Origin of the sequence: Pseudomonas sp. NPDC090208, from assembly GCF_044746785.1 — a bacterium.
In the GTDB taxonomy this organism is placed as follows: domain Bacteria; phylum Pseudomonadota; class Gammaproteobacteria; order Pseudomonadales; family Pseudomonadaceae; genus Aquipseudomonas.
On sequence record NZ_JBIVCU010000002.1, the window covers coordinates 438408 to 457713 of the forward strand.

Consider the following 19306-nt stretch of genomic DNA (forward strand, 5'->3'; position numbering starts at 1 on the left):
ACGACCGATCGTTTTTCTGCCCTTGTGGGGCGAATACTTTCTTGCTTAGTGCTGCAGGATCTTGTTCAGGAAGTGCTGAGCACGCTCGGAACGGGCGTTGATGTCGCCGAAGAACTCTTCCTTGGCGCAGTCTTCGATGATCTGGCCCTTGTCCATGAAGATCACCCGGTCAGCGACCTTGCGGGCGAAGCCCATTTCGTGGGTCACGCACATCATGGTCATGCCTTCGTGGGCCAGTTGCACCATCACGTCGAGCACTTCGTTGACCATTTCCGGGTCGAGCGCCGAAGTCGGTTCGTCGAACAGCATCACCACCGGGTCCATCGCCAGCGCACGGGCAATCGCCACGCGCTGTTGCTGGCCGCCGGACAGTTGGCCGGGATGCTTGTGGGCATGGGCCGACAGACCGACACGCTCAAGCAACGCCAGGCCTTTCTTGGTGGCTTCTTCCTTGCTGCGGCCGAGCACCTTGATCTGCGCGATGGTCAGGTTTTCGGTGATGCTCAGGTGCGGGAAGAGTTCGAAATGCTGGAACACCATGCCGACCCGCGAACGCAGTTTCGGCAGATTGGTTTTCGGATCGGCGATCGAGGTGCCGTCGACGACGATGTCGCCTTTCTGGAACGGTTCCAGCGCGTTGACGCACTTGATCAGGGTCGATTTGCCGGAGCCCGACGGGCCACAGACCACGATCACTTCACCTTTCTTGACCTCGGTGCTGCAATCGGTCAGTACCTGAAAGTCCCCATACCACTTGTTGATATTTTTGATGGAAATCATACGGCTAACCTTTTTTGCATGAGCTTGACCAGACGCGAGGCGGTGAAGCTGATGATGAAATACACAAGACCCGCGATGATCAGGAATTCATTGGAGCGGCCAATGATGTCGCCGCTGGCACGGGCAGAGTTGAGGAAGTCGACCAGACCGACCGTGTACACCAGCGAGGTGTCCTGGAACAGGATGATGCTCTGCTGCAGCAGCAGCGGGGTCATCTTGCGGAACGCCTGGGGCAGGATGATCAGGCGCATCATCTGGCTGTAGGTCATGCCCAGGGCCTGGGCGGCGCCCATCTGGCCACGGGAAATCGACTGCACACCGGCGCGGACGATTTCGCAGAAGTACGCCGCCTCGAACATCATGAACGCCACGACGCAGGAGGTGAACGCACCGACCGGGGTGTCTTCACCGGTGATCCAGCGCAGCACGAACGGCACCGCCAGATAGAACCAGGTGATCACCAGCAGCAGCGGGATCGAACGGAAATAGTTGACGTAAGCACCGGCGAGGTTCGACATCAGCTTGTTGTGCGACAGCCGCATCAGTGCCAGCAGAGTGCCGAGAACGATACCGCCGACCACGCCCATGACCATCAGCTGCAGGGTCATGACCATGCCGTTCCACAGACCGGGAATGGCCGGGACGATTCCAGAGAAGTCCATCATTTACCTCCCACGGAGATCAGGCCTGGCACCGCGACTTTCTTCTCGATCAGGCGCATCAGCAACATCAGGCTCATGTTCAGGGTGAAGTAGATCAGGGTGGCAAGGGTGAACGCTTCAAACAGGTTCGCGGAGAACTCGGCGGTCTGCTTGGTTTGCGCCAGCAGCTCCATCAGGCCGATCAGCGAGGCCACGGAGGAGTTCTTGAACACGTTGAGGAATTCGGAAGTAAGCGGCGGAATGATGATCCGGTAAGCCTGCGGCAGCAGCACGTTCCAGTAGATCTGCGGCAGTTTGAAACCCATGGCGCGGGCGGCGGATTCCTGGCCGCGCGGCAACGCCTGGATACCGGTGCGCACCTGCTCGCACACCCGTGCGGCGGTGAACAGACCCAGACACACGACAACGCTCAGGAATGCCGAGGTGGTCGGGTTGAGGTCCTGCTTGTACCACTCCTGCAGGTTTTCCGGCAGCAGATCGGGTACCAGGAAGTACCAGATGAACAGCTGCACCAGCAGTGGCACGTTACGGAAGATTTCCACGTAGACCGTGGCGATGGTCGATACCACACGGTTTGGCACCGTACGCATGACCCCGAGTACCGAGCCGAGGATCAAGGCGATGATCCAGGCGACGATAGAGATGCCGATGGTCCAGCCCAGTCCGGACACGTACCAGTCCAGATAGGTTTCGCTGCCAACGCCGGTGGACTTGAAGAAGACGCCCCAGTCCCAGTTGTAATTCATCAGGGTCTCCCCTCTGATCGATCGTTATGCACGCACACCGCTTTGCAGCGGCTTCCGGAGAGGTACATGGACCTCTCCGGGAGTCAGGCTCTACAGGTGAAGCTTGAGGAAAAGAGGCTTACGCCTTCTTCTCTGGCGCTGGCTTGTCGTTCGGGTTTTCGATCAGCTTCTTGAGCTCGTCGCTCATCGGGAAGCTCAGGTTCAGGCCTTTTGGAGGAATCGGCTGGGTGAACCACTTGTCGTAGATCTTGTTGATCTCGCCCGACTTGTAGAGGCCGACGATCGCGTCGTCCACGGCTTTCTTGAATGCAGGGTCGTCCTTGCGAACCATACAGCCGTAGATTTCATAGGATTGCGCGGTGCCGGTCACGTGCCAGTCGGTCGGCTTCTTGGCCTTGGCCATTTCGCCTGCCAGCAGCGCGTCGTCCATCATGAAGGCAACGGCACGGCCCGATTCCAGCATCTGGAAGGATTCGCCGTGGTCCTTGGCGGAGATGACGTTCATGCCCATCTGCTTGTCGGCGTTCATGGCCTTGATCAGACGCTCGGAAGTCGTACCGGCGGTGGTCACCACGTTCTTGCCTTTGAGGTCGTCGAAATCGTTGTAGGGCGAGCCGACCTTGGTCAGCAGACGGGTACCGATTTCGAAGATGCCGACGGAGAAGTCGACTTGCTGCGCGCGCTCGGCGTTGTTGGTGGTCGAACCACATTCAACGTCGACGGTGCCGTTCTGAACCAGCGGGATACGGGTTTGCGAGGTGACCAGGTTGTACTTGACGTTCAGATCAGGCTTGTTCAGGTCTTTCTTGATCGCTTCGACGATGGCCAGCTGGATATCGTGGGAGTAGCCGACCGGTTTGCCGGAGGCATCAGCGATGTAGGAGAACGGAATCGACGAGTCGCGGTGACCGAGGGTGATGGTGTTGGAATCGCTGATCTTCTTCAGGGTTCCAGTCAGCTCGGCGGCGAAAACCGGGGTGCTGATCAAAGTGGCAGCAATGGCTGCACCCAGGATGTGGGGAACGATGCGCATCTGTTAATCCTCGACTTTGTTTTTCTTATGGGTCCGGTGTTGGACGGCCCTATCGTTTCAGAACGCTTCAACGGCGGCCCAATCAGGCGGCACGCTACATCGGAGCAATCGTGCTTGAGTGTAGAGCATGACTCATGCCAAGCACGTGACAGGATCTAAGATGCTGAATTTAAAGGGTATTTTTTGGTGTGGCGGCTTTTTGCCGGGATCTGTCGTCCGGGATGCCGAATGGGGCGGGGAGAGGTGTTCGGAAATCCGAATGGGCGGGGGCAGGGCATTGCTTTGGCATGCCGTGCCGAATTGTGTCGGACACTACAAACCTGTGGGAGGGAGCCCTGCTCGCGAAGACGTCACGTCAGACGCTACAGCATCGACTGATCCAGCGCTTTCGCGAGCAGGGCTCCCTCCCACAAAATCATCCGTTCGGCGCGCGAGTGGCGGCGTCAGGAAAATATCTATTCGGACTCATGCCGCTTCTATAGCGCTTTTCTGCAGCCCCCGTTTGTCGAGATACGCCTGCACGTTCTGCTGTTCTTCTGCCGTCGTAAACAGGCCCAGCTTGGTCCGGCGCCAGAGAATGTCGTCCGCGCCGATGGCCCATTCCTCGTTGCACAGATAATCCACTTCGCGGCTGTACAGGCCGCCGCCCAGATGCTCGCCCATGTCGGCCAGACCCTGCATGCCGTCGACGATGCGCCAGCTGCGCGACCCGTAGGTGATGGCCCAGCGCTTGGCGATCTCCGTCGGCAGCCAGCTGTGGCGTTGTTGCAGTTCTGTCGCCAGGGCTGCCGGCGTGGTCATGTTTTCACCACCCGGCAAGTGGGTCCTGGCAGTCCAGCTGGCGGTCATTTTCGGGAAGAACGGCGCCAGTTGCTGCATGGCCGACTCGGCCAGCTTGCGGTAGGTGGTCAGCTTGCCGCCGAACACCGAGAGGATCGGCGCTTCGCCGCTATTGCCGGACAACGACAGGGTGTAATCGCGGGTGATCGCCGACGGGTTGTCCGACTCGTCGTTGCACAGCGGACGCACCCCGGAATAGGTGCGAATGATGTCGTCGCGGCTGAGCTGCTTTTTGAAGTGTTCGTTGACGATCTTCAGCAGGTAATCGGTTTCGCCTTCGGTGATCGCCACCTTCGCCGGATCGCCGGTGTACTCGCGGTCGGTCGTGCCGATGATGGTGAAGCGTTCCAGATACGGGATGGCGAACACGATGCGCTGATCTTCGTTCTGCAGGATGAACGCGTTCTCGCCTTCATACAGCTTCGGCACGATCAGATGGCTACCCTGGATCAGGCGAATGCCGTACTGCGACTCCAGTTTCAGGTCTTCACGAATGAATTTGGCGACCCACGGTCCGGCAGCGTTGACCAGAGCCTTGGCGTGAATGGAAAACAGGCTGCCGTCGGCGCGCTCCATGTTCAGGTGCCACTGGCCGCCGCTGCGGCGGGCGCTCAGGCAGCGGGTGCGGGTGTGCAGATGGGCGCCGTTTTCACGGGCAGCCATGGCATTGAGCACCACCAGACGGGCATCGTCGACCCAGCAGTCGGAGTATTCGAAACCGCGGGTGATGCTGGCATTCAGGGGACTGTTGGCGCCAAAGCGCAGGTTCTTCGAGCCCGGCAGTTTTTCCCGCTTGCCCAGATGGTCATAGAGGAACAGGCCGGCACGAATCATCCAGGCCGGACGCAGGTGCGGGCGATGGGGCAGCACGAAACGCATCGGTTTGACGATGTGCGGCGCTTTTTCCAGCAGCACTTCACGCTCGGCCAGCGCCTCACGCACCAGGCGGAATTCGTAATGTTCGAGATAGCGCAGACCACCGTGGATCAGCTTGCTGCTGGCCGACGAGGTGTGGCTGGCAAGGTCGTCCTTTTCGCAAAGGAACACCGACAGACCGCGTCCTGACGCATCCGCCGCAATCCCGACACCGTTGATGCCACCGCCGATGACGGCAATGTCGTAAACCTCGGAAAGGGGTGGAGTAGTCAAAGCGCTCTGGGCCATCGGGGCCTCCTGTCTGGATTCGATCAGGTTCGCTTGAGGCGAATTCGAACATTTGTGTTCATTTCCGAAAATAGTAACGCAATAAGACAGGGGCGACCACTCGGTATCGATTGAAAATACTGATCAGAGAGAAAGGAAAGGAACAAAAGCGAACATCGGAGGTGCAGCGAGGTGTCGGTATTGTGAATCCGTCAGGGGGCATGGCCTGTGGGAGGGAGCTCTGCTCGCGATGGCGATAATTAGGTCACCCTGGGTGTCTGACCTGACGCTATCGCGAGCAGAGCTCCCTCCCACCATTCTCTACCTGACGTGCGAGCGGCGGCGTCAGGCGATATCAGCAAAAGCGGGGATCAGACGATTTCCAGACGAATCTTGTTCTGCGCCAACAATTGCGCCAGCGCCGGGACCGGTGCCTGATCGGTGACCAGGCAATCGATCAGGGTGATCGGCCCCAGGCGCACCATGGCGTTGCGGCCGAACTTGCTGGAGTCGGCGGCAAGAATGACCTGCCGGGCGTTGGCGATGATCGCCTGGGACACCCGCACTTCCTGATAATCGAAGTCCAGCAGGCTGCCGTCTTCGTCGATGCCGCTGATCCCGACCAGGGCGAAATCGACCTTGAACTGGGTGATGAAATCGACGCTGGCCTGGCCGACCACGCCGCCGTCGCGGCGCACGTTGCCACCCGCCAGCAGCACTTCGAAATCATCCTTGCCGCTGAGGATCGAAGCCACATGCAGGTTGTTGGTGATGATTTTCAGATGGCTGTGATTGAGCAGGGCGCGGGCGATGGATTCGGTGGTGGTACCGATGTTGATGAACAGCGACGCGTGATCGGGAATCTGCGCGGCAATCGCCTCGGCAATGCGCTGTTTCTCGTCGCGCATCTGATCGGCACGCATGGCGTACGCGGTGTTTTCGATACTGGAGTCGTAGGCGGCACCACCGTGGTAGCGGCGCAACAGGTTCATCTCCGCCAGCTGGTTGATATCGCGCCGGATGGTTTGCGGGGTCACGACGAACAATTGCGCCATTTCCTCGATGCTGACATAGCCGCGCTCACGGACCAGCTCGAGGATCTGCTGTTGACGGGGTGGCAGATTCATTTTTTTTCCTTCGGGCAAGGGCGCCCATGATGCCGCAGGCAGCCATTACCTGTCAGCCGGAAAAAGAACCTGAAGCCACATGAGGTCCTGTAGGAGTGAGCTTGCTCGCGATGCGTTCTGTCAGCTAAATCTGTCACAGACAAATCGCTATCGCGAGCAAGCTCACTCCTACAGGGGGCGGGGTTATTCGGTGGTTTCGTGCGGCTCCCAGTCACGGGTGCGTTCGACGGCCTTGCGCCAGCCGGCGTAGAGTTTTTCTTTCTCTACGTTATCGCACTGAGGCTCGAACTTGCGTTCGATCACAGCCTTGTCCTTCAACTCGTCCAGGCCGCTCCAGAAACCGATGGCCAGTCCCGCCAGATAGGCCGCGCCCAACGCCGTGGTTTCGCGCATTTTCGGGCGTTCGACCTGAGTGCCGAGAATGTCGGCCTGGAACTGCATGAGGAAGTTGTTGGCCACCGCACCGCCGTCTACACGCAGCGCCTTGAGCGGTTCGCCGGCATCCTGCTGCATGGCGTCGAGCACGTCGCGGGTCTGATAGGCGATGGATTCCAGCGCGGCACGAATGATGTGATCGACCTTGACCCCGCGGGTCAGACCGAACAGCGCGCCGCGAGCGTAAGGGTCCCAGTAGGGCGCGCCGAGGCCGGTGAAGGCCGGCACCAGATAGACGCCGTTGCTGTTCTTGACCTTGGTGGCGAAGTATTCGGTGTCCATCGAGTCGTTGACGATTTTCAGCTCGTCACGCAGCCACTGCACGGTGGAGCCGCCGTTGAACACCGCACCTTCCAGCGCGTAGGCCACTTCGCCGCGCGGACCACAACCGATGGTGGTGAGCAGGCCGTGATTGGACTTCACCGCTTTTTTGCCGGTGTTCATCAACAGGAAGCAGCCGGTGCCGTAGGTGTTCTTGGCCTGACCGGGCTCGACGCACATCTGGCCGAACAGTGCCGATTGCTGGTCGCCGGCGATCCCGGCAATGGCAATGCCGCTCTTGCTGTGGCCGTAGACTTCGGAGGACGACTTGACCTCGGGCAGCATTTCCCGTGGTACATCGAGCACGTCCAGCATGCGCTGGTCCCACTCCAGGGTGTGGATGTTGAACATCATGGTGCGCGAGGCGTTGGTGTAGTCGGTGACGTGGACCTTGCCGCCGGTGAATTTCCAGATCAGCCAGCTGTCGACGGTGCCGAACAGCAGTTCGCCGCGCCGGGCGCGTTCGCGGCTGCCTTCGACATGGTCGAGAATCCACTTCAGCTTGCTGCCGGAAAAGTACGGGTCGATGACCAGCCCGGTGGTTTCCTTGATGTAATCCTCAAGGCCGTCACGCTTGAGCTGCTGGCAGATTTCCGTGCTGCGCCGGCATTGCCAGACCACGGCGTTGTAGATCGGCCGGCCACTGTCCTTTTCCCAGACCACCGTGGTTTCGCGCTGGTTGGTGATGCCGATGGCGGCGATCTGGTTGTGGTGCAGGTTGGCCTGGGCCAGCACCTTGGTCATGCAGGCCGTCTGGGTGGCGAAAATTTCCATCGGGTCGTGTTCGACCCAGCCAGGCTGCGGGTAATGCTGAACGAATTCGCTCTGGGCAGTGCTCACCACATTGGCATCGCGGTCGAAAATGATCGCGCGGGAGCTGGTGGTACCTTGATCGAGGGCGATGATGTAATTCTTGTTTTCGGTGTCGGTCATGTCGGTTGCCTGGTAATAAAGCCGGTATCCGGGAGAGCTGCCATCAGTTTACGTGCGAAAGGGCGTGCGTCACTCGATGACATCGAAGTCTCGCGCCTGATATTCGTATTCGAAAAAATATAGACGCAAACGAACGATGTCAAAGGTCGAAAGCGAACGGTGACGGCAGGCCTGTCACCACGCCGATTTTCCCGCCGGGTCGCGGGCCAGACTGAGGCGTTTCAAGAGCAGATGGCCTAAAGTAGTGGCAGCCAACAAGAAGCATTCTGGTCGTCTGGAGCCCTGCATGACCCCCGCACTGGATTTACTGAAAAAAGTTCGCGCCGAACACCGTATTCATAGCTACGAACATGATCCCAAGGCCGCTTCCTATGGTCTGGAAGCCGCAGAGAAACTCAACCTGCAACCCGCTCAGGTGTTCAAGACCCTGCTGGCCAGCACTGAAAAAGGCGAGTTGCTGGTCGCGGTGGTCCCGGTGGTGGGGTCGCTGGACCTCAAGGCGCTGGCCCATGCTGCCGGCGCGAAAAAAGCCGAAATGGCCGACCCGGCCGCCGCGCAACGTGCCACTGGCTATCTGCTGGGCGGCATCAGTCCGCTGGGGCAGAAGAAAAGATTGCGAACCTTTATCGACGAAACCGCTCAACCCTTTGCCACGATTTTTGTCAGCGCCGGACGACGCGGGCTGGAGGTCGAGCTGTCGGCCGCCGTGCTCGCACAACACACCAACGCGACATTTGCACAGATTGGCCGTGAATGATCGGGACGCGTCCTCTGGCCGGTCCGGATCATTGACGTTGTGACCAAAGCAGCGACCAGGGTCGGGCGCTGCGTACTTCAAATCACTGGGGATGCCTTCCATGCAGCTTGAATTTCATCAGGTCGATGCTTTCACCGATCAGCCGTTCGCGGGCAACCCCGCGATGGTCTATCGCCTGGATGCCTGGCTCGCAGATGAGCTGATGCAGCATATTGCCGCCGAACACAACCTGTCGGAGACAGCGTTCGTCGTGCGTGAGGCGCAGGGCTGGCATATCCGCTGGTTCACGCCGACCACGGAAGTGCCGTTATGCGGTCACGCCACGCTGGCCACCGCCCATGTGCTGTTTGAACAGTACGGTGAAACGGCGGCGGTCATCGATTTCATCGGCAAGTCCGGGCCGTTGAGCGTCACCCGTGAAAACGGTCGCCTGTTGCTGGATTTCCCGGCCATGCCGCCGAGCGAGGTGGGGGTCACGGTCGATATCGAGCGGGCACTGGGTGTCGAGGTGGTCGACGTGCTGGGTGCTGCCGCGCTGCTGGTGGTGCTGGAGTCGGAGCAGGCCGTGCGCGACTGCAAGCCGGACATGGCGGCCATTGCTCGCCTGCCATGGCCGGGCGTGATCATCACGGCCAAGGGGGATGGCGAACGGCATGACTTTGTCTCGCGCTACTTCGCGCCGAGCCATGGCATCCCGGAAGACCCGGTGACCGGCGCGACCCATTGCAGCCTGATTCCGTACTGGTCGGCCCGCCTGAACAAGTTCAGCCTGACGGCGTTTCAATGCTCGGCGCGGGGTGGGGAATTGTTCTGCCGCCTGGAAGGCGACCGGGTGAAGATCGGCGGGTATGCCACGCTGGTGGCGAGTGGAACATTGTCGTTGGGGTAGTGGTGAACGTCCGGCTGCCCCTTGTAGGAGCTGGCTTGTCCTGCGAGCGCGCCGGGGTCGCGTCCGACCGAAGTCGTCGTAAAACCTGCGCACGCGGTCTGTCTGATACACCCCATGCACAGAATTTACGACTGCTGCGCAGCCGGTCGCAGGACAAGCCAGCTCCTACAAAAGGGCAGTGTCAAATGTCCTGATGCACCGGCACGCTGCCCACGGCGGGGAACAGCACCAGATGTTCAGCGGCAACGCGAATCCCGGTTTCGTCGCCAGCGCGCAGGTCGACATGGCTGGGAAACAGCGCTTCCAGTTGCGTGCCGGTCGGCAATTGCAGGCGGTACAGGGTCGCTGCGCCCTGAAAGGTCTTGCTGGCGACTTTGGCTTTCAAGCGGCTGTCCGGCGCGTAGACAACGTCGTCCGGACGCAGCAGCACGTCCATCGGCGCGCCTGGACTTCCCGCATAGGCGCGGTTGCCACGCAGCAGGCCCAGTTCGGTTTGCACCGATTCGCTGTCGACCAGTTGCCCGCGAATGAAGTAACCCTGGCCGACAAAACTGGCGACGTAAGGCGTGGCCGGTTCGTGATACAGGTTGTAGGGGGTATCCCACTGTTCCAGCCGGCCTTCCTTGAACACGCCGACGTGGTCGCTGACGGCGAAGGCTTCTTCCTGGTCGTGCGTCACCAGAATCGCGCTGGTGCCACGGGCCTTGAGAATGTCGCGTACCTCATGGCTGAGGCGACGGCGCAGTTCGCCGTCCAGGTTGGAAAACGGTTCGTCGAGCAGCAGCAATTGCGGCTCGGGTGCCAGCGCACGGGCCAGCGCCACACGCTGCTGCTGGCCGCCGGACAATTCATGGGGGTGGCGCTTGCCCAGCGCGCCGAGGTTGACCAGTTCCAGCATCTCGTCGACCACCTGTTGCAGACGCGGGTGGTTGCGGATGCCGAAGGCGATGTTCTCGGCCACGGTCAGGTGCGGAAACAGCGCGTAGTCCTGGAACACCATGCCGATCCGACGCTTCTCCGGAGCCAGAGTAAAACCGGCCCTGGAAATGACTTCACCGGCCAGCACGATTTCCCCGGCATGCACCGGCTCGAAACCGGCGATGGCGCGTAGCGTGGTGGTCTTGCCGCAACCGGATGAACCCAACAGGCAACCGATGTCACCGGCGTTGAGATGCAGATCGAGGTTCTGCACCACACGCTGCTCCTGATAGCCGCAGGCGAGGTCACGCAGTTTCAGCAGCATGGGCGCACTCACGCGGGGCGATAGGCCGGAGCGACGAGGAATTCCAGCAAGGCCTTCTGCGCATGCAGGCGGTTCTCGGCCTGATCCCAGGCGACCGAACGCGGGTCGTCGAGCAGGTCTTCGCTGATCTCTTCACCACGATGGGCCGGCAGGCAATGCATGAACAACACGTCGTCGGCCGCGAGGTCGAGCAGGGCACGGTTGACCTGGAACGGCTTGAACAGCGCCAGGCGCTTGGCGGCCTCTTCTTCCTGACCCATGGAGGTCCAGACGTCGGTGCTGACCAGATGCGCGCCCTTGACCGCTTCGCGCGGGTCACGGGTCACGGTCACACGGTCGCCGGCCAGGGCCATGAAACGCGGATTGGGTTCGTAACCTTCAGGGCAGGCCACGCGCAGTTTGAAGTCGAACTGGATCGCCGCTTCTATATAGCTGTTGCACATGTTGTTGCCGTCGCCGATCCAGGCCACGGTCTTGCCCTGGATCGAACCGCGGTGTTCGAGGAACGTCTGCATGTCAGCGAGCAACTGGCAGGGGTGCAGGTCGTCGGACAGGCCGTTGATCACCGGCACGCGGGAGTGCGCGGCGAACTCGGTGAGGTTGCCGTGGGCGAAGGTGCGAATCATCACCGCATCGACCATGCGTGACATGACCCGTGCGCCGTCGGCGATCGGCTCGCCGCGACCCAATTGGGTGTCCCGGGGCGAGAGAAAAATGGCCTGACCGCCGAGCTGAATCATGCCGGCTTCGAAGGAAACCCGGGTACGAGTCGAAGATTTCTCGAAGATCATCGCCAGCACGCGGCCTCGCAGCGGCTCGAACAGCACACCTCGATTTCGCAGGTCCTTCAGCTCAATGCCGCGTCGGATTACGGCGCCCAGCTCATCTGGCGTGTAATCCATCATCGAGAGAAAGTGCCTGGTGTTCATCATTAACTACCTTGTCTGCAACAGACCGCAGATCCTCAAAGCCGGGTTTTATCGGGAAAACGGGCGAGACCTGCGGCAAAAGCCGCACGGGGCGACGAATAGGGAAGGCGCGAGGGTATAAGAAAATGTCGCCTCGTGCCAAGGCCCGCCGTGCGGGAAATTGCCTGTCAGACGTTCGGTCGCCGGAAATGGGCGCTTGCAGGACGCTTTTCATGTAACGAAGTGCTACAGTTGCTTCCATCGGCAGGCACTTAGCCACCTTTACCTTTCAAGGTTTTCGGTTGCGTGCCGATAAACTGGCGATTACTGCCGAATCTGTAATAGTTAAAACCGCCGCAGGCCTTCTGCGACGCGCTTCACGCCGTGGAGACCAGGACGTTTCCTAAACCGGCAGTGTGGGTTATAAAGACCGCTTATGTACTCCAGAGAGGGGTGGGGAATGGATTCAAAAGAGAAACAACTGACGGAATTGCTCGGGCTCACCGCCCGCACCCTGACGCACCTCACCGCTTCCATGACATCAATGTCGTTTGAACTGATGCGCAGCGAAGACGAAGTGACGCGTTCGGCAGGCCGTCGCATGATCGACCGCATGGCGACCATCAGTGCCGGGCTGGATGATCACTGGCGTCTGATCGGTGAACTGACCGGCGTGCAGGTTTCCCAGGAACAGGTCGAGACCGTGTCCGAGCTGCAAATGCAGCGCAAGGTCGTCACCCCCATTGGCGGTTCCGCCTCCTGAGTTTCATCCCTCTTTTCTGCCACATCAGGGTGAGTCATCGGCTACCCTGATGCTGCACGATTCACCGAATTGACGTCTCTGGCGCAGTCGGGCGACAAGCCCCATAGTTTTGTTTCCGCGATCACCCGGATCGCCCTACAAAAACATGAGACTGGCGATGACCAAGACTCTCCACCACCGTGCCTGTCACCTGTGTGAGGCCATCTGCGGCCTGACCATCGAAACCACTGTCGAAGACGACGCCAGCGTGCGGATCAGCTCGATCAAGGGCGATGCACAGGACACGTTCAGCCGTGGGCACATTTGCCCCAAGGCGGTGGCGTTGCAGGACATCCAGAACGACCCCGACCGGCTTCGCCAGCCCATGCAGCGCATCGGTGACCAATGGCAGCCCATCGAGTGGCAGGCCGCTTTCGACCTTGTTGCCGAACGCTTGCTGGACATCCAGCAGCGCCACGGGCAGAACGCGGTGGCGGTGTATCAGGGCAACCCCAGCGTGCACAACTATGGGCTGATGACCCACAGCAACTATTTCCTTGGCCTGTTGAAAACCCGCAACCGCTTTTCCGCGACTTCGGTGGATCAACTGCCGCACCATCTAACCAGTTACCTGATGTATGGCCATGGCCTGCTGCTGCCGATCGCCGACATCGATCACACCGATTTCATGCTGATTCTGGGCGGTAACCCGCTGGCGTCCAACGGCAGCATCATGACCGTGCCCGATGTCGAGAAGCGCTTGAAGGCGATTCAGGGCCGCGGCGGCAAAGTGGTGGTGGTCGATCCGCGCCGCAGTGAAACGGCGGCGATTGCCGATCAACACCTGTTCATCCGCCCCGGAGGTGATGCTGCGCTGCTGATCGGCCTGCTGCATACCCTGTTCGCAGAAGGGCTGACCCGTGACAGCCACTTGCCTGTGGACGGGCTGGAAGAAGTCCGCGCGGCCATCGGACCGATGGATGCCGAGGCGATGAGCCCGCGCTGTGGCGTGCCGGCCGAACAGATCCGCCAGCTGGCGCGGGATTTTGCGGCCGCACCCAGCGCGGTCTGCTACGGCCGCATGGGCATTTCCACCCAGGCATTCGGCACGCTGTGTCACTGGCTGGTGCAGCTGATCAATCTGGTCACCGGCAACCTCGATCGGGTCGGCGGGGCGCTGTGTACCGAACCGGCGCTGGACCTGGTGGCGTCCACTTCCGGTGGTGGTTTCAACCGCTGGCAAAGCCGCGTATCGGGCCTGCCGGAGTACGGCGGCGAGCTGCCGGTGTCGGCGCTGGCCGAAGAAATGCTCACGCCCGGTGAAGGGCAGGTGAGGGCGCTGGTCACCGTGGCCGGCAACCCGGTGCTGTCGACCCCCAATGGCCGGCGGCTGGACGAAGGGCTCGACGGCCTGGAGTTCATGCTCAGCATCGACCTGTACATCAACGAAACCACGCGCCACGCGGACCTGATCCTGCCATCCACCTCGGCGCTGGAAAACGATCACTACGACACCACCTTCAACATGTTTGCGGTGCGCAATGTCAGCCGTTTCAACCGGGCGATCCTGGCCAAGCCGGAAGGCGCGCTGCACGACTGGGAGATTTTTGTCGGCTTGGCCCAGGCGTTTGCCGCCCGCGCCGAACGTGAACTGAAACCGACGTTGCCACCCGCGCAGATGGTCGATAGAGGCCTGCGTGCCGGGCTATATGGCGATGCGTCACCTTACAAGCTGTCGCTGGAAACCCTGCGCGATTACCCCCATGGCATTGACCTCGGAGCGCTCAAACCCAATCTGACGACCCGCCTGAGAACCGCCAACGGCCGTGTTCAGGCGGCGCCGGAAGTGATCCTTGCCGATCTGGTGCGCTTCGCCACCTTGCCGGTTGCGCAGGGGGACGAGTTGCTGTTGATCGGACGGCGGCATGTGCGCAGCAACAACTCCTGGATGCATAACTATCACCGGCTGGTGAAGGGCAAGCCACGCCACCAGTTGCTGATGAACCCGGACGATCTGGCCAGTCGCGGCCTGGCGGACGGTCAGCGGGTGCGGGTGAGTTCGCGGGTGGGTGTGATCGAAGTGGAAGTGCTGGGCAGCCCGGACATGATGCGCGGCGTCGTCAGCCTGCCTCACGGCTGGGGTCATGGCCGGCCCGGCGTACACATGGACATCGCGCGCGAGCAGCCCGGTGAGAGTGCCAACGACCTGACCGACGAACGGCAGCTGGACGCGGTTTCCGGAAACGCTGCGCTCAACGGCGTGCCCGTGACCGTGGCTGCGGCATGACGGGCGTAATACTTTCGTGGAGAACTAAAGCCAAGACCGAGCGTTACGCTAGGTAATCCGTTACAATGCGCCACCGTGTCGACTTGTACAGTCGTAAAGTTCAGCCGAGGTGCTCCGTGGATATCATTGAAACGATCAAAGACCAGATTGCCAAAAACACTGTTCTGATTTACATGAAAGGCGCGCCGAACGCCCCGCAGTGCGGCTTTTCGGCCAAAGCTTCCCAGGCGCTGATGGCCTGTGGCGAGAAGTTCGCTTACGTCGACATCCTGCAGAACCCGGAAATTCGCGCCAACCTGCCGAAATACGCCAACTGGCCAACGTTCCCGCAACTGTGGGTGGCCGGTGAGCTGGTCGGCGGCAGCGACATCATCACCGAGATGTACGAAAAAGGTGAGCTGCAGACCCTGATCAAGGACGCTGTCAGCAAGGCTTCGGCCTGACATCGGCCGCTTCGGCTTGCCGCACCTTGCTGGCAAGCCGACATGAAAAAGCCCCGCTCTCTGACGAGAAGCGGGGCTTTTTCGTATCCGGGATCTGAAGATCAGTCTTCTTCGCCCATCTGCGACTGCAGGTAGTTTTCGATACCCACCTTGTCGATCAGGCCCAGCTGGGTTTCCAGCCAGTCGATGTGCTCTTCTTCGGATTCAAGGATATCTTCGAGCATTTCACGGCTACCGAAATCGCCAACGCTTTCGCAGTGAGCAATGGCGGCTTTCAGATCAGCGTGGCCCTTGCGTTCGATTTTCAGGTCGCATTCGAGCATTTCCTTGGTGTGTTCACCGATCAGGATTTTGCCCAGGTCTTGCAGGTTAGGCAGGCCTTCCAGAAACAGGATGCGCTTGATCAGTTTGTCAGCGTGTTTCATCTCGTCGATGGATTCTTTGTACTCGTGCTTGCCCAGCTTGTTCAGGCCCCAATCTTCATACATGCGGGCATGCAGGAAGTACTGGTTGATCGCGACCAGCTCGTTTCCGAGGATCTTGTTGAGATGCTGGATGACTGTAATGTCGCCTTTCATGATCGAGGTCCCGTCGAAGATGTTTGTATATAAGGCGCAAGTTTGAGCTGACTACAGATGACTGTCAAACCTAAGTTATTGAATAGTAAGTGAAATTAAATATTAATAAGAATGTTTGTGTTCCGCATCTTATCGCTAAGCACTTGAATTAAGAGCATAAAAAAACCGGACACAAGGTCCGGTTCTTTGAAAACGGTCGAATCACGCAGCAGAAAATTCTGCCGGGTAGGCCAGTGCAACCTGGGCCGTTTGCAGTTCGGTCAGGGTTTCGCGCACCACTTCCTTGGCAAGGCAGGCGCATTTCCCGCATTTGCTGGCGACATTCAGCTTTTCGCGAACCTCGCGATAGCTGCAGCATCCTTCCATGATTGCTTCGCGGATTTGTCCGTCGGTGACACCTTGGCAGAGGCAGACATACATAAAAAGAAAACCGTCGCAGAGTTATTTGCTCGATGCCCCGGATAATAATGTTAATGAGAATGCTTGTCAAAAATAGTCAGGGGCAGATGGATGAAGGCCGATGAGCGGTCAGCCTTCCGGTGAGTGGACGGTACGTGTGGCTAGATTTGCGGTATGAAAAAAGCCGCCTGAAAAGGCGGCTTGTCCGGGCGAGTAGCTAAACGCTGGCTTGGGAGAGGTGCACCACCCCGTCGGTGATACTGAACTGGGCATCGTTGAGATTGTAGGTGCCGACCAGTTTGATGAGCGTGTCAGTGCCCTCGACGAATGTGTTGTCCGCCGAGACATCGTGGACGATGTAAGTGTCGCCCCCAAACTGGAACCATTTCAGCGATGTCGACAGGGTGGCATCGGCCGCTGCCGCCGTATTGAGTAACGTGGCGAAGTCTGGCCCCGTCACTGCAGCACTGAACGCGGTTTGAGTGGTCAGCGGGGTGGCGCCAGTCGTCTGGCTGAAATCCACATCGAGGTCCTGGCTAAAGCCCGAAATCGTCGTGAATGCAGTCGATGTGGACGTATTTTCCAGCACCAGGGTGTCCTGCCCGTTGCCGAAATCGAGAGTGGCAGCGCCGTTGCCTTTCAGCGTCAGAGTGTCTGCCCCTGCGCCGCCATGGTAGTCCAGCGTTCCGCCGTCGGTGTCGATATCAAGGTTGTTGGTGCCCGTGGCGCTGCCCCGGACCGTAATTCCCGTGCCGGTCAATGTCCCGCTGCTCCAGGTAAACCCGCCTTGGGTGAGGGCGCTGGCATCCACGTTGATCAGATCGGTGCTGTCGGTGGTCAGTGTCAGTCCGGCGTTGCCGGTCACTGTCACGTTTTTCAGCGACGTATCGTTCAGCGTGAGGGTGTTGTTGTAGTTGCCGGAGGGTGACGATCCGGTGTCTACGCTGCCGATCTCGATGTTCTCGACGTCTGACGCGGTAACCCCTGTGGTTGCGTAAGCAATACTGGCACCGGTGTTGTTTATCAGCGCAAGATTGAGCGAGTCGTTGGTGCCTGAGAAGTCCGCGCCGTTCAACTCGTAGGCGCTGCCGGCACCGGTCAGGATCAGGCCGTCGTCGTTGCTGAGATTGTCGAGCGTCAGGCCGTTGCCGCCTGATGTAAGGAAGGCGTGAGTGCCTGCAAAGTGGCTGACATCGATGGTCTGCGCCGTAGCCCCGGTGAAGGTGACCGATTCGAAGCCGGAGATCAGGCTGTCGGCGGTACTCGCCGCTGCGCCAGCATCGATGGTCAGCTCGTCCTGGCCGCTGCCTCCCGTGACCACGTGAGTGGCGGCGGCCGTGCCGGTCAGCGTGACATGATCGTTCCCGTTGCCGCCGCTGTAACTGGCTTTGGTGGCGTCGAGCGTCACGTTCAGGTCGCCGCTGGTGGTGGAGGCGTCCACGGAGGTGACGCTCGCCCCCGCCAGGTTGGCATTCAGTCCGGCCTGGCCGGTGACCTTGACGGTTTCCAGTGCCGACATACCTGCGGTCGAGGCCAGGGTCAGTGCGTGGTTGCCTGTTACGTTCAGGGTGGTCAGCGCCGAGTCGACGATGTTCGTCAGTGTTGAATCCGCGCCGGTATTGAATACGTTGAGGGTGGTGTAGACGTCCGAGTCATCTAGCTTGCCGCCAGTCACGCCGTTGAGTGTCAGATATAGTGTCGTGGTCGATGGATTCGGAGTCGATGATGAGCTGTTGTCGATCGTGATATCACCGCCTCCTGTCGTCAGGGACAGGTAGCTGAGGGCATTGTCCTTTACCTGCAGACTGAGATAGTTGGCGATATATATGTCTCTGATTTGTCCTACGGCGTTCGCGTCTGTGATCTTCACTGACACGCCGTTCACTCCGCCAGTGACGTTCACGGTACCCGCCGTCGGCGTAATGACGTTGTTTGCCGCATTGGTGATATCGACTGAATTGCCCCCGGTCACAGAGATAGTGTTGTCCGTAAATACCGGTGTATTGGCGGTACTGGTCACTTTCACTGCCGTGCTATTACCCACGACCAACGTCGTGTGAGCGTTGGTCACATTGGTGGTCAGTGTGGTCAGTCCGGTCCAGGTCGTCGTGTCGAGTTCCAGCGCACCGACGGTCGTAAACGATGCACTCTCTACGTTGGTGACCGCCACATTGGGCGCCACAATACTGCCCGGATCATTCACCACCAGTTTGTCGGACCCACTACCGCCATTGATCGAGTCGCCCGTGCCAAAGCCGCCCGCCACCGTCGAGGTAAACGTATCGTCGCGATCAGTGCCGGTGAAATTATCGATCCCAGCCGTCAGGGTAAATATCTCGCCCGGCGTGCCACCGCTGCCACCGGTATTGGTTGCGGTCACCACCGCATCGGCCAACGCCGCGTTGGCGGCGGTGACGGAGGCAGGGTCGGCACCCACGGTTTTCAGGAAGCTGCGGGCGTAGTCGAACGACGCGCTGCCGGCATAGCCGCTGATTTCGGCAGCAGTGTCGATTTGCGCGGTAAAGGCGTTGGCGATGATCAGCTTGTTCGCCACGGATGTCGCGTCGCTGTTCAGCGCACCGTTGACGATGGCCTGCGCGGCCTGGGCCAGCGACACCTTGCCTTCGCTGATCTGCGCTTTCCAGTATTGCAACCCGGCGTCATCCGGCGTGCGGTTGAACAGGTTGCCGTAGATGGCGGAAATCACTTCGTCGGTGGTCTGGCCGTTGTACAACGCCTGGGACTCTGCCGCGTCGGAAAAGCCGGAAATGATGCTGGAAAGATCACCGCCCTGGGCGTCGGCCTGGTTGGCCCAGTAGGCCAGACCGTCCGGGTCGGCGGGGCGGCCGAGGTAAGCGATATAAATCGTCTGTATTGCATTCAGATAAGCAGAGGCAGCCATTGGCAAAAACTCCAGAATTATCACTGCGGAATGCGCGATGGGAGCTAGAGTGATAGCACGCGGCTTGTAACATTTCCTGACACGTGGTGGTCACTCGTCGAATAGCTGCCCGCCCGATCAACGTCGGACACTGTCTGA

Annotated in this window: 17 protein-coding genes; 5 read left to right on the plus strand and 12 right to left on the minus strand. The window is 59.9% G+C overall.

The window, feature by feature from the left end:
* Positions 1 to 45: 45 nt before the first annotated feature.
* The 7 genes from ACIPL0_RS05030 to glpK all read right to left on the minus strand — a co-directional run bounded on the left by ACIPL0_RS05030 (position 46) and on the right by glpK (position 8020).
* The gene (locus ACIPL0_RS05030) at positions 46 to 780 is read right to left on the minus strand and encodes an amino acid ABC transporter ATP-binding protein (RefSeq protein ID WP_400592847.1); all 735 of its coding nucleotides are present in this window, start codon (positions 778 to 780) and stop codon (positions 46 to 48) included.
* A complete protein-coding gene (locus ACIPL0_RS05035) occupies positions 777 to 1445 on the minus strand; it encodes an amino acid ABC transporter permease (RefSeq protein WP_400592845.1) in 669 nt (222 codons plus the stop codon). Before ACIPL0_RS05035 ends, ACIPL0_RS05030 begins: the two co-directional genes overlap by 4 nt.
* Positions 1442 to 2188, minus strand: coding sequence for an amino acid ABC transporter permease (locus tag ACIPL0_RS05040; protein ID WP_400592842.1), 747 nt, complete (start codon positions 2186 to 2188; stop codon positions 1442 to 1444). The genes ACIPL0_RS05035 and ACIPL0_RS05040 overlap by 4 nt, the downstream gene beginning before the upstream one ends.
* A 118-nt stretch (positions 2189 to 2306) precedes the next feature.
* Positions 2307 to 3221, minus strand: coding sequence for a glutamate/aspartate ABC transporter substrate-binding protein (locus ACIPL0_RS05045; protein WP_400592839.1), 915 nt, complete (start codon positions 3219 to 3221; stop codon positions 2307 to 2309).
* Positions 3222 to 3686: 465 nt separating this feature from the next.
* On the minus strand, positions 3687 to 5225 hold the full coding sequence (gene glpD, locus ACIPL0_RS05050) for a glycerol-3-phosphate dehydrogenase (RefSeq protein ID WP_400592837.1): 1539 nt from the start codon (positions 5223 to 5225) through the stop codon (positions 3687 to 3689).
* A 350-nt stretch (positions 5226 to 5575) separates the two neighbouring features.
* The gene (locus ACIPL0_RS05055; protein ID WP_400592835.1) at positions 5576 to 6331 is read right to left on the minus strand and encodes a DeoR/GlpR family transcriptional regulator; all 756 of its coding nucleotides are present in this window, start codon (positions 6329 to 6331) and stop codon (positions 5576 to 5578) included.
* A 183-nt stretch (positions 6332 to 6514) separates the two neighbouring features.
* Positions 6515 to 8020, minus strand: a complete 1506-nt coding sequence (gene glpK / locus ACIPL0_RS05060) for a glycerol kinase GlpK (RefSeq protein WP_400592832.1) — start codon at positions 8018 to 8020, stop codon at positions 6515 to 6517.
* 286 nt (positions 8021 to 8306) lie between these two features.
* Between glpK and ybaK the strand changes: the two genes are divergently transcribed.
* Positions 8307 to 8777, plus strand: a complete 471-nt coding sequence (ybaK, locus tag ACIPL0_RS05065) for a Cys-tRNA(Pro) deacylase (RefSeq protein ID WP_400592830.1) — start codon at positions 8307 to 8309, stop codon at positions 8775 to 8777.
* A 100-nt stretch (positions 8778 to 8877) separates the two neighbouring features.
* Positions 8878 to 9666 (plus strand): PhzF family phenazine biosynthesis protein, encoded by a 789-nt coding sequence (locus tag ACIPL0_RS05070; protein ID WP_400592827.1) that lies wholly within the window; start codon positions 8878 to 8880, stop codon positions 9664 to 9666.
* A gap of 181 nt (positions 9667 to 9847) precedes the next feature.
* Here ACIPL0_RS05070 and ACIPL0_RS05075 read toward each other — a convergent pair whose 3' ends face one another.
* Positions 9848 to 10921 (minus strand): ABC transporter ATP-binding protein, encoded by a 1074-nt coding sequence (locus tag ACIPL0_RS05075; RefSeq protein ID WP_400592824.1) that lies wholly within the window; start codon positions 10919 to 10921, stop codon positions 9848 to 9850.
* Positions 10918 to 11838: an ornithine carbamoyltransferase gene (gene argF / locus ACIPL0_RS05080; protein ID WP_400592821.1), complete on the minus strand. Its 921-nt coding sequence runs from the start codon at positions 11836 to 11838 to the stop codon at positions 10918 to 10920. The genes ACIPL0_RS05075 and argF overlap by 4 nt, the downstream gene beginning before the upstream one ends.
* A 439-nt stretch (positions 11839 to 12277) precedes the next feature.
* Here argF and ACIPL0_RS05085 point away from each other — a divergent pair, with 439 nt between their 5' ends.
* From ACIPL0_RS05085 to grxD, 3 genes are all read left to right on the plus strand, one after another.
* Positions 12278 to 12580 (plus strand): hypothetical protein, encoded by a 303-nt coding sequence (locus tag ACIPL0_RS05085; RefSeq protein ID WP_400592818.1) that lies wholly within the window; start codon positions 12278 to 12280, stop codon positions 12578 to 12580.
* Positions 12581 to 12737: 157 nt separating this feature from the next.
* Positions 12738 to 14846: a molybdopterin oxidoreductase family protein gene (locus ACIPL0_RS05090; protein WP_400592815.1), complete on the plus strand. Its 2109-nt coding sequence runs from the start codon at positions 12738 to 12740 to the stop codon at positions 14844 to 14846.
* Positions 14847 to 14962: 116 nt separating this feature from the next.
* Positions 14963 to 15289: a Grx4 family monothiol glutaredoxin gene (gene grxD / locus ACIPL0_RS05095; protein ID WP_400592813.1), complete on the plus strand. Its 327-nt coding sequence runs from the start codon at positions 14963 to 14965 to the stop codon at positions 15287 to 15289.
* Positions 15290 to 15390: 101 nt separating this feature from the next.
* On the opposite strand, the gene bfr is transcribed toward grxD, so the two are convergent.
* The 3 genes from bfr to ACIPL0_RS05110 all read right to left on the minus strand — a co-directional run bounded on the left by bfr (position 15391) and on the right by ACIPL0_RS05110 (position 19168).
* Positions 15391 to 15867 carry a bacterioferritin gene (gene bfr / locus ACIPL0_RS05100; protein WP_400592811.1) on the minus strand — a complete coding sequence of 159 codons (477 nt, stop codon included), beginning with the start codon at positions 15865 to 15867 and terminating at the stop codon, positions 15391 to 15393.
* A gap of 201 nt (positions 15868 to 16068) precedes the next feature.
* Positions 16069 to 16287 (minus strand): bacterioferritin-associated ferredoxin, encoded by a 219-nt coding sequence (locus tag ACIPL0_RS05105; protein ID WP_400592809.1) that lies wholly within the window; start codon positions 16285 to 16287, stop codon positions 16069 to 16071.
* Between the two features lie 196 nt (positions 16288 to 16483).
* Positions 16484 to 19168: a DUF4214 domain-containing protein gene (locus ACIPL0_RS05110; RefSeq protein WP_400592806.1), complete on the minus strand. Its 2685-nt coding sequence runs from the start codon at positions 19166 to 19168 to the stop codon at positions 16484 to 16486.
* Between the last annotated feature and the right edge of the window lie 138 nt (positions 19169 to 19306).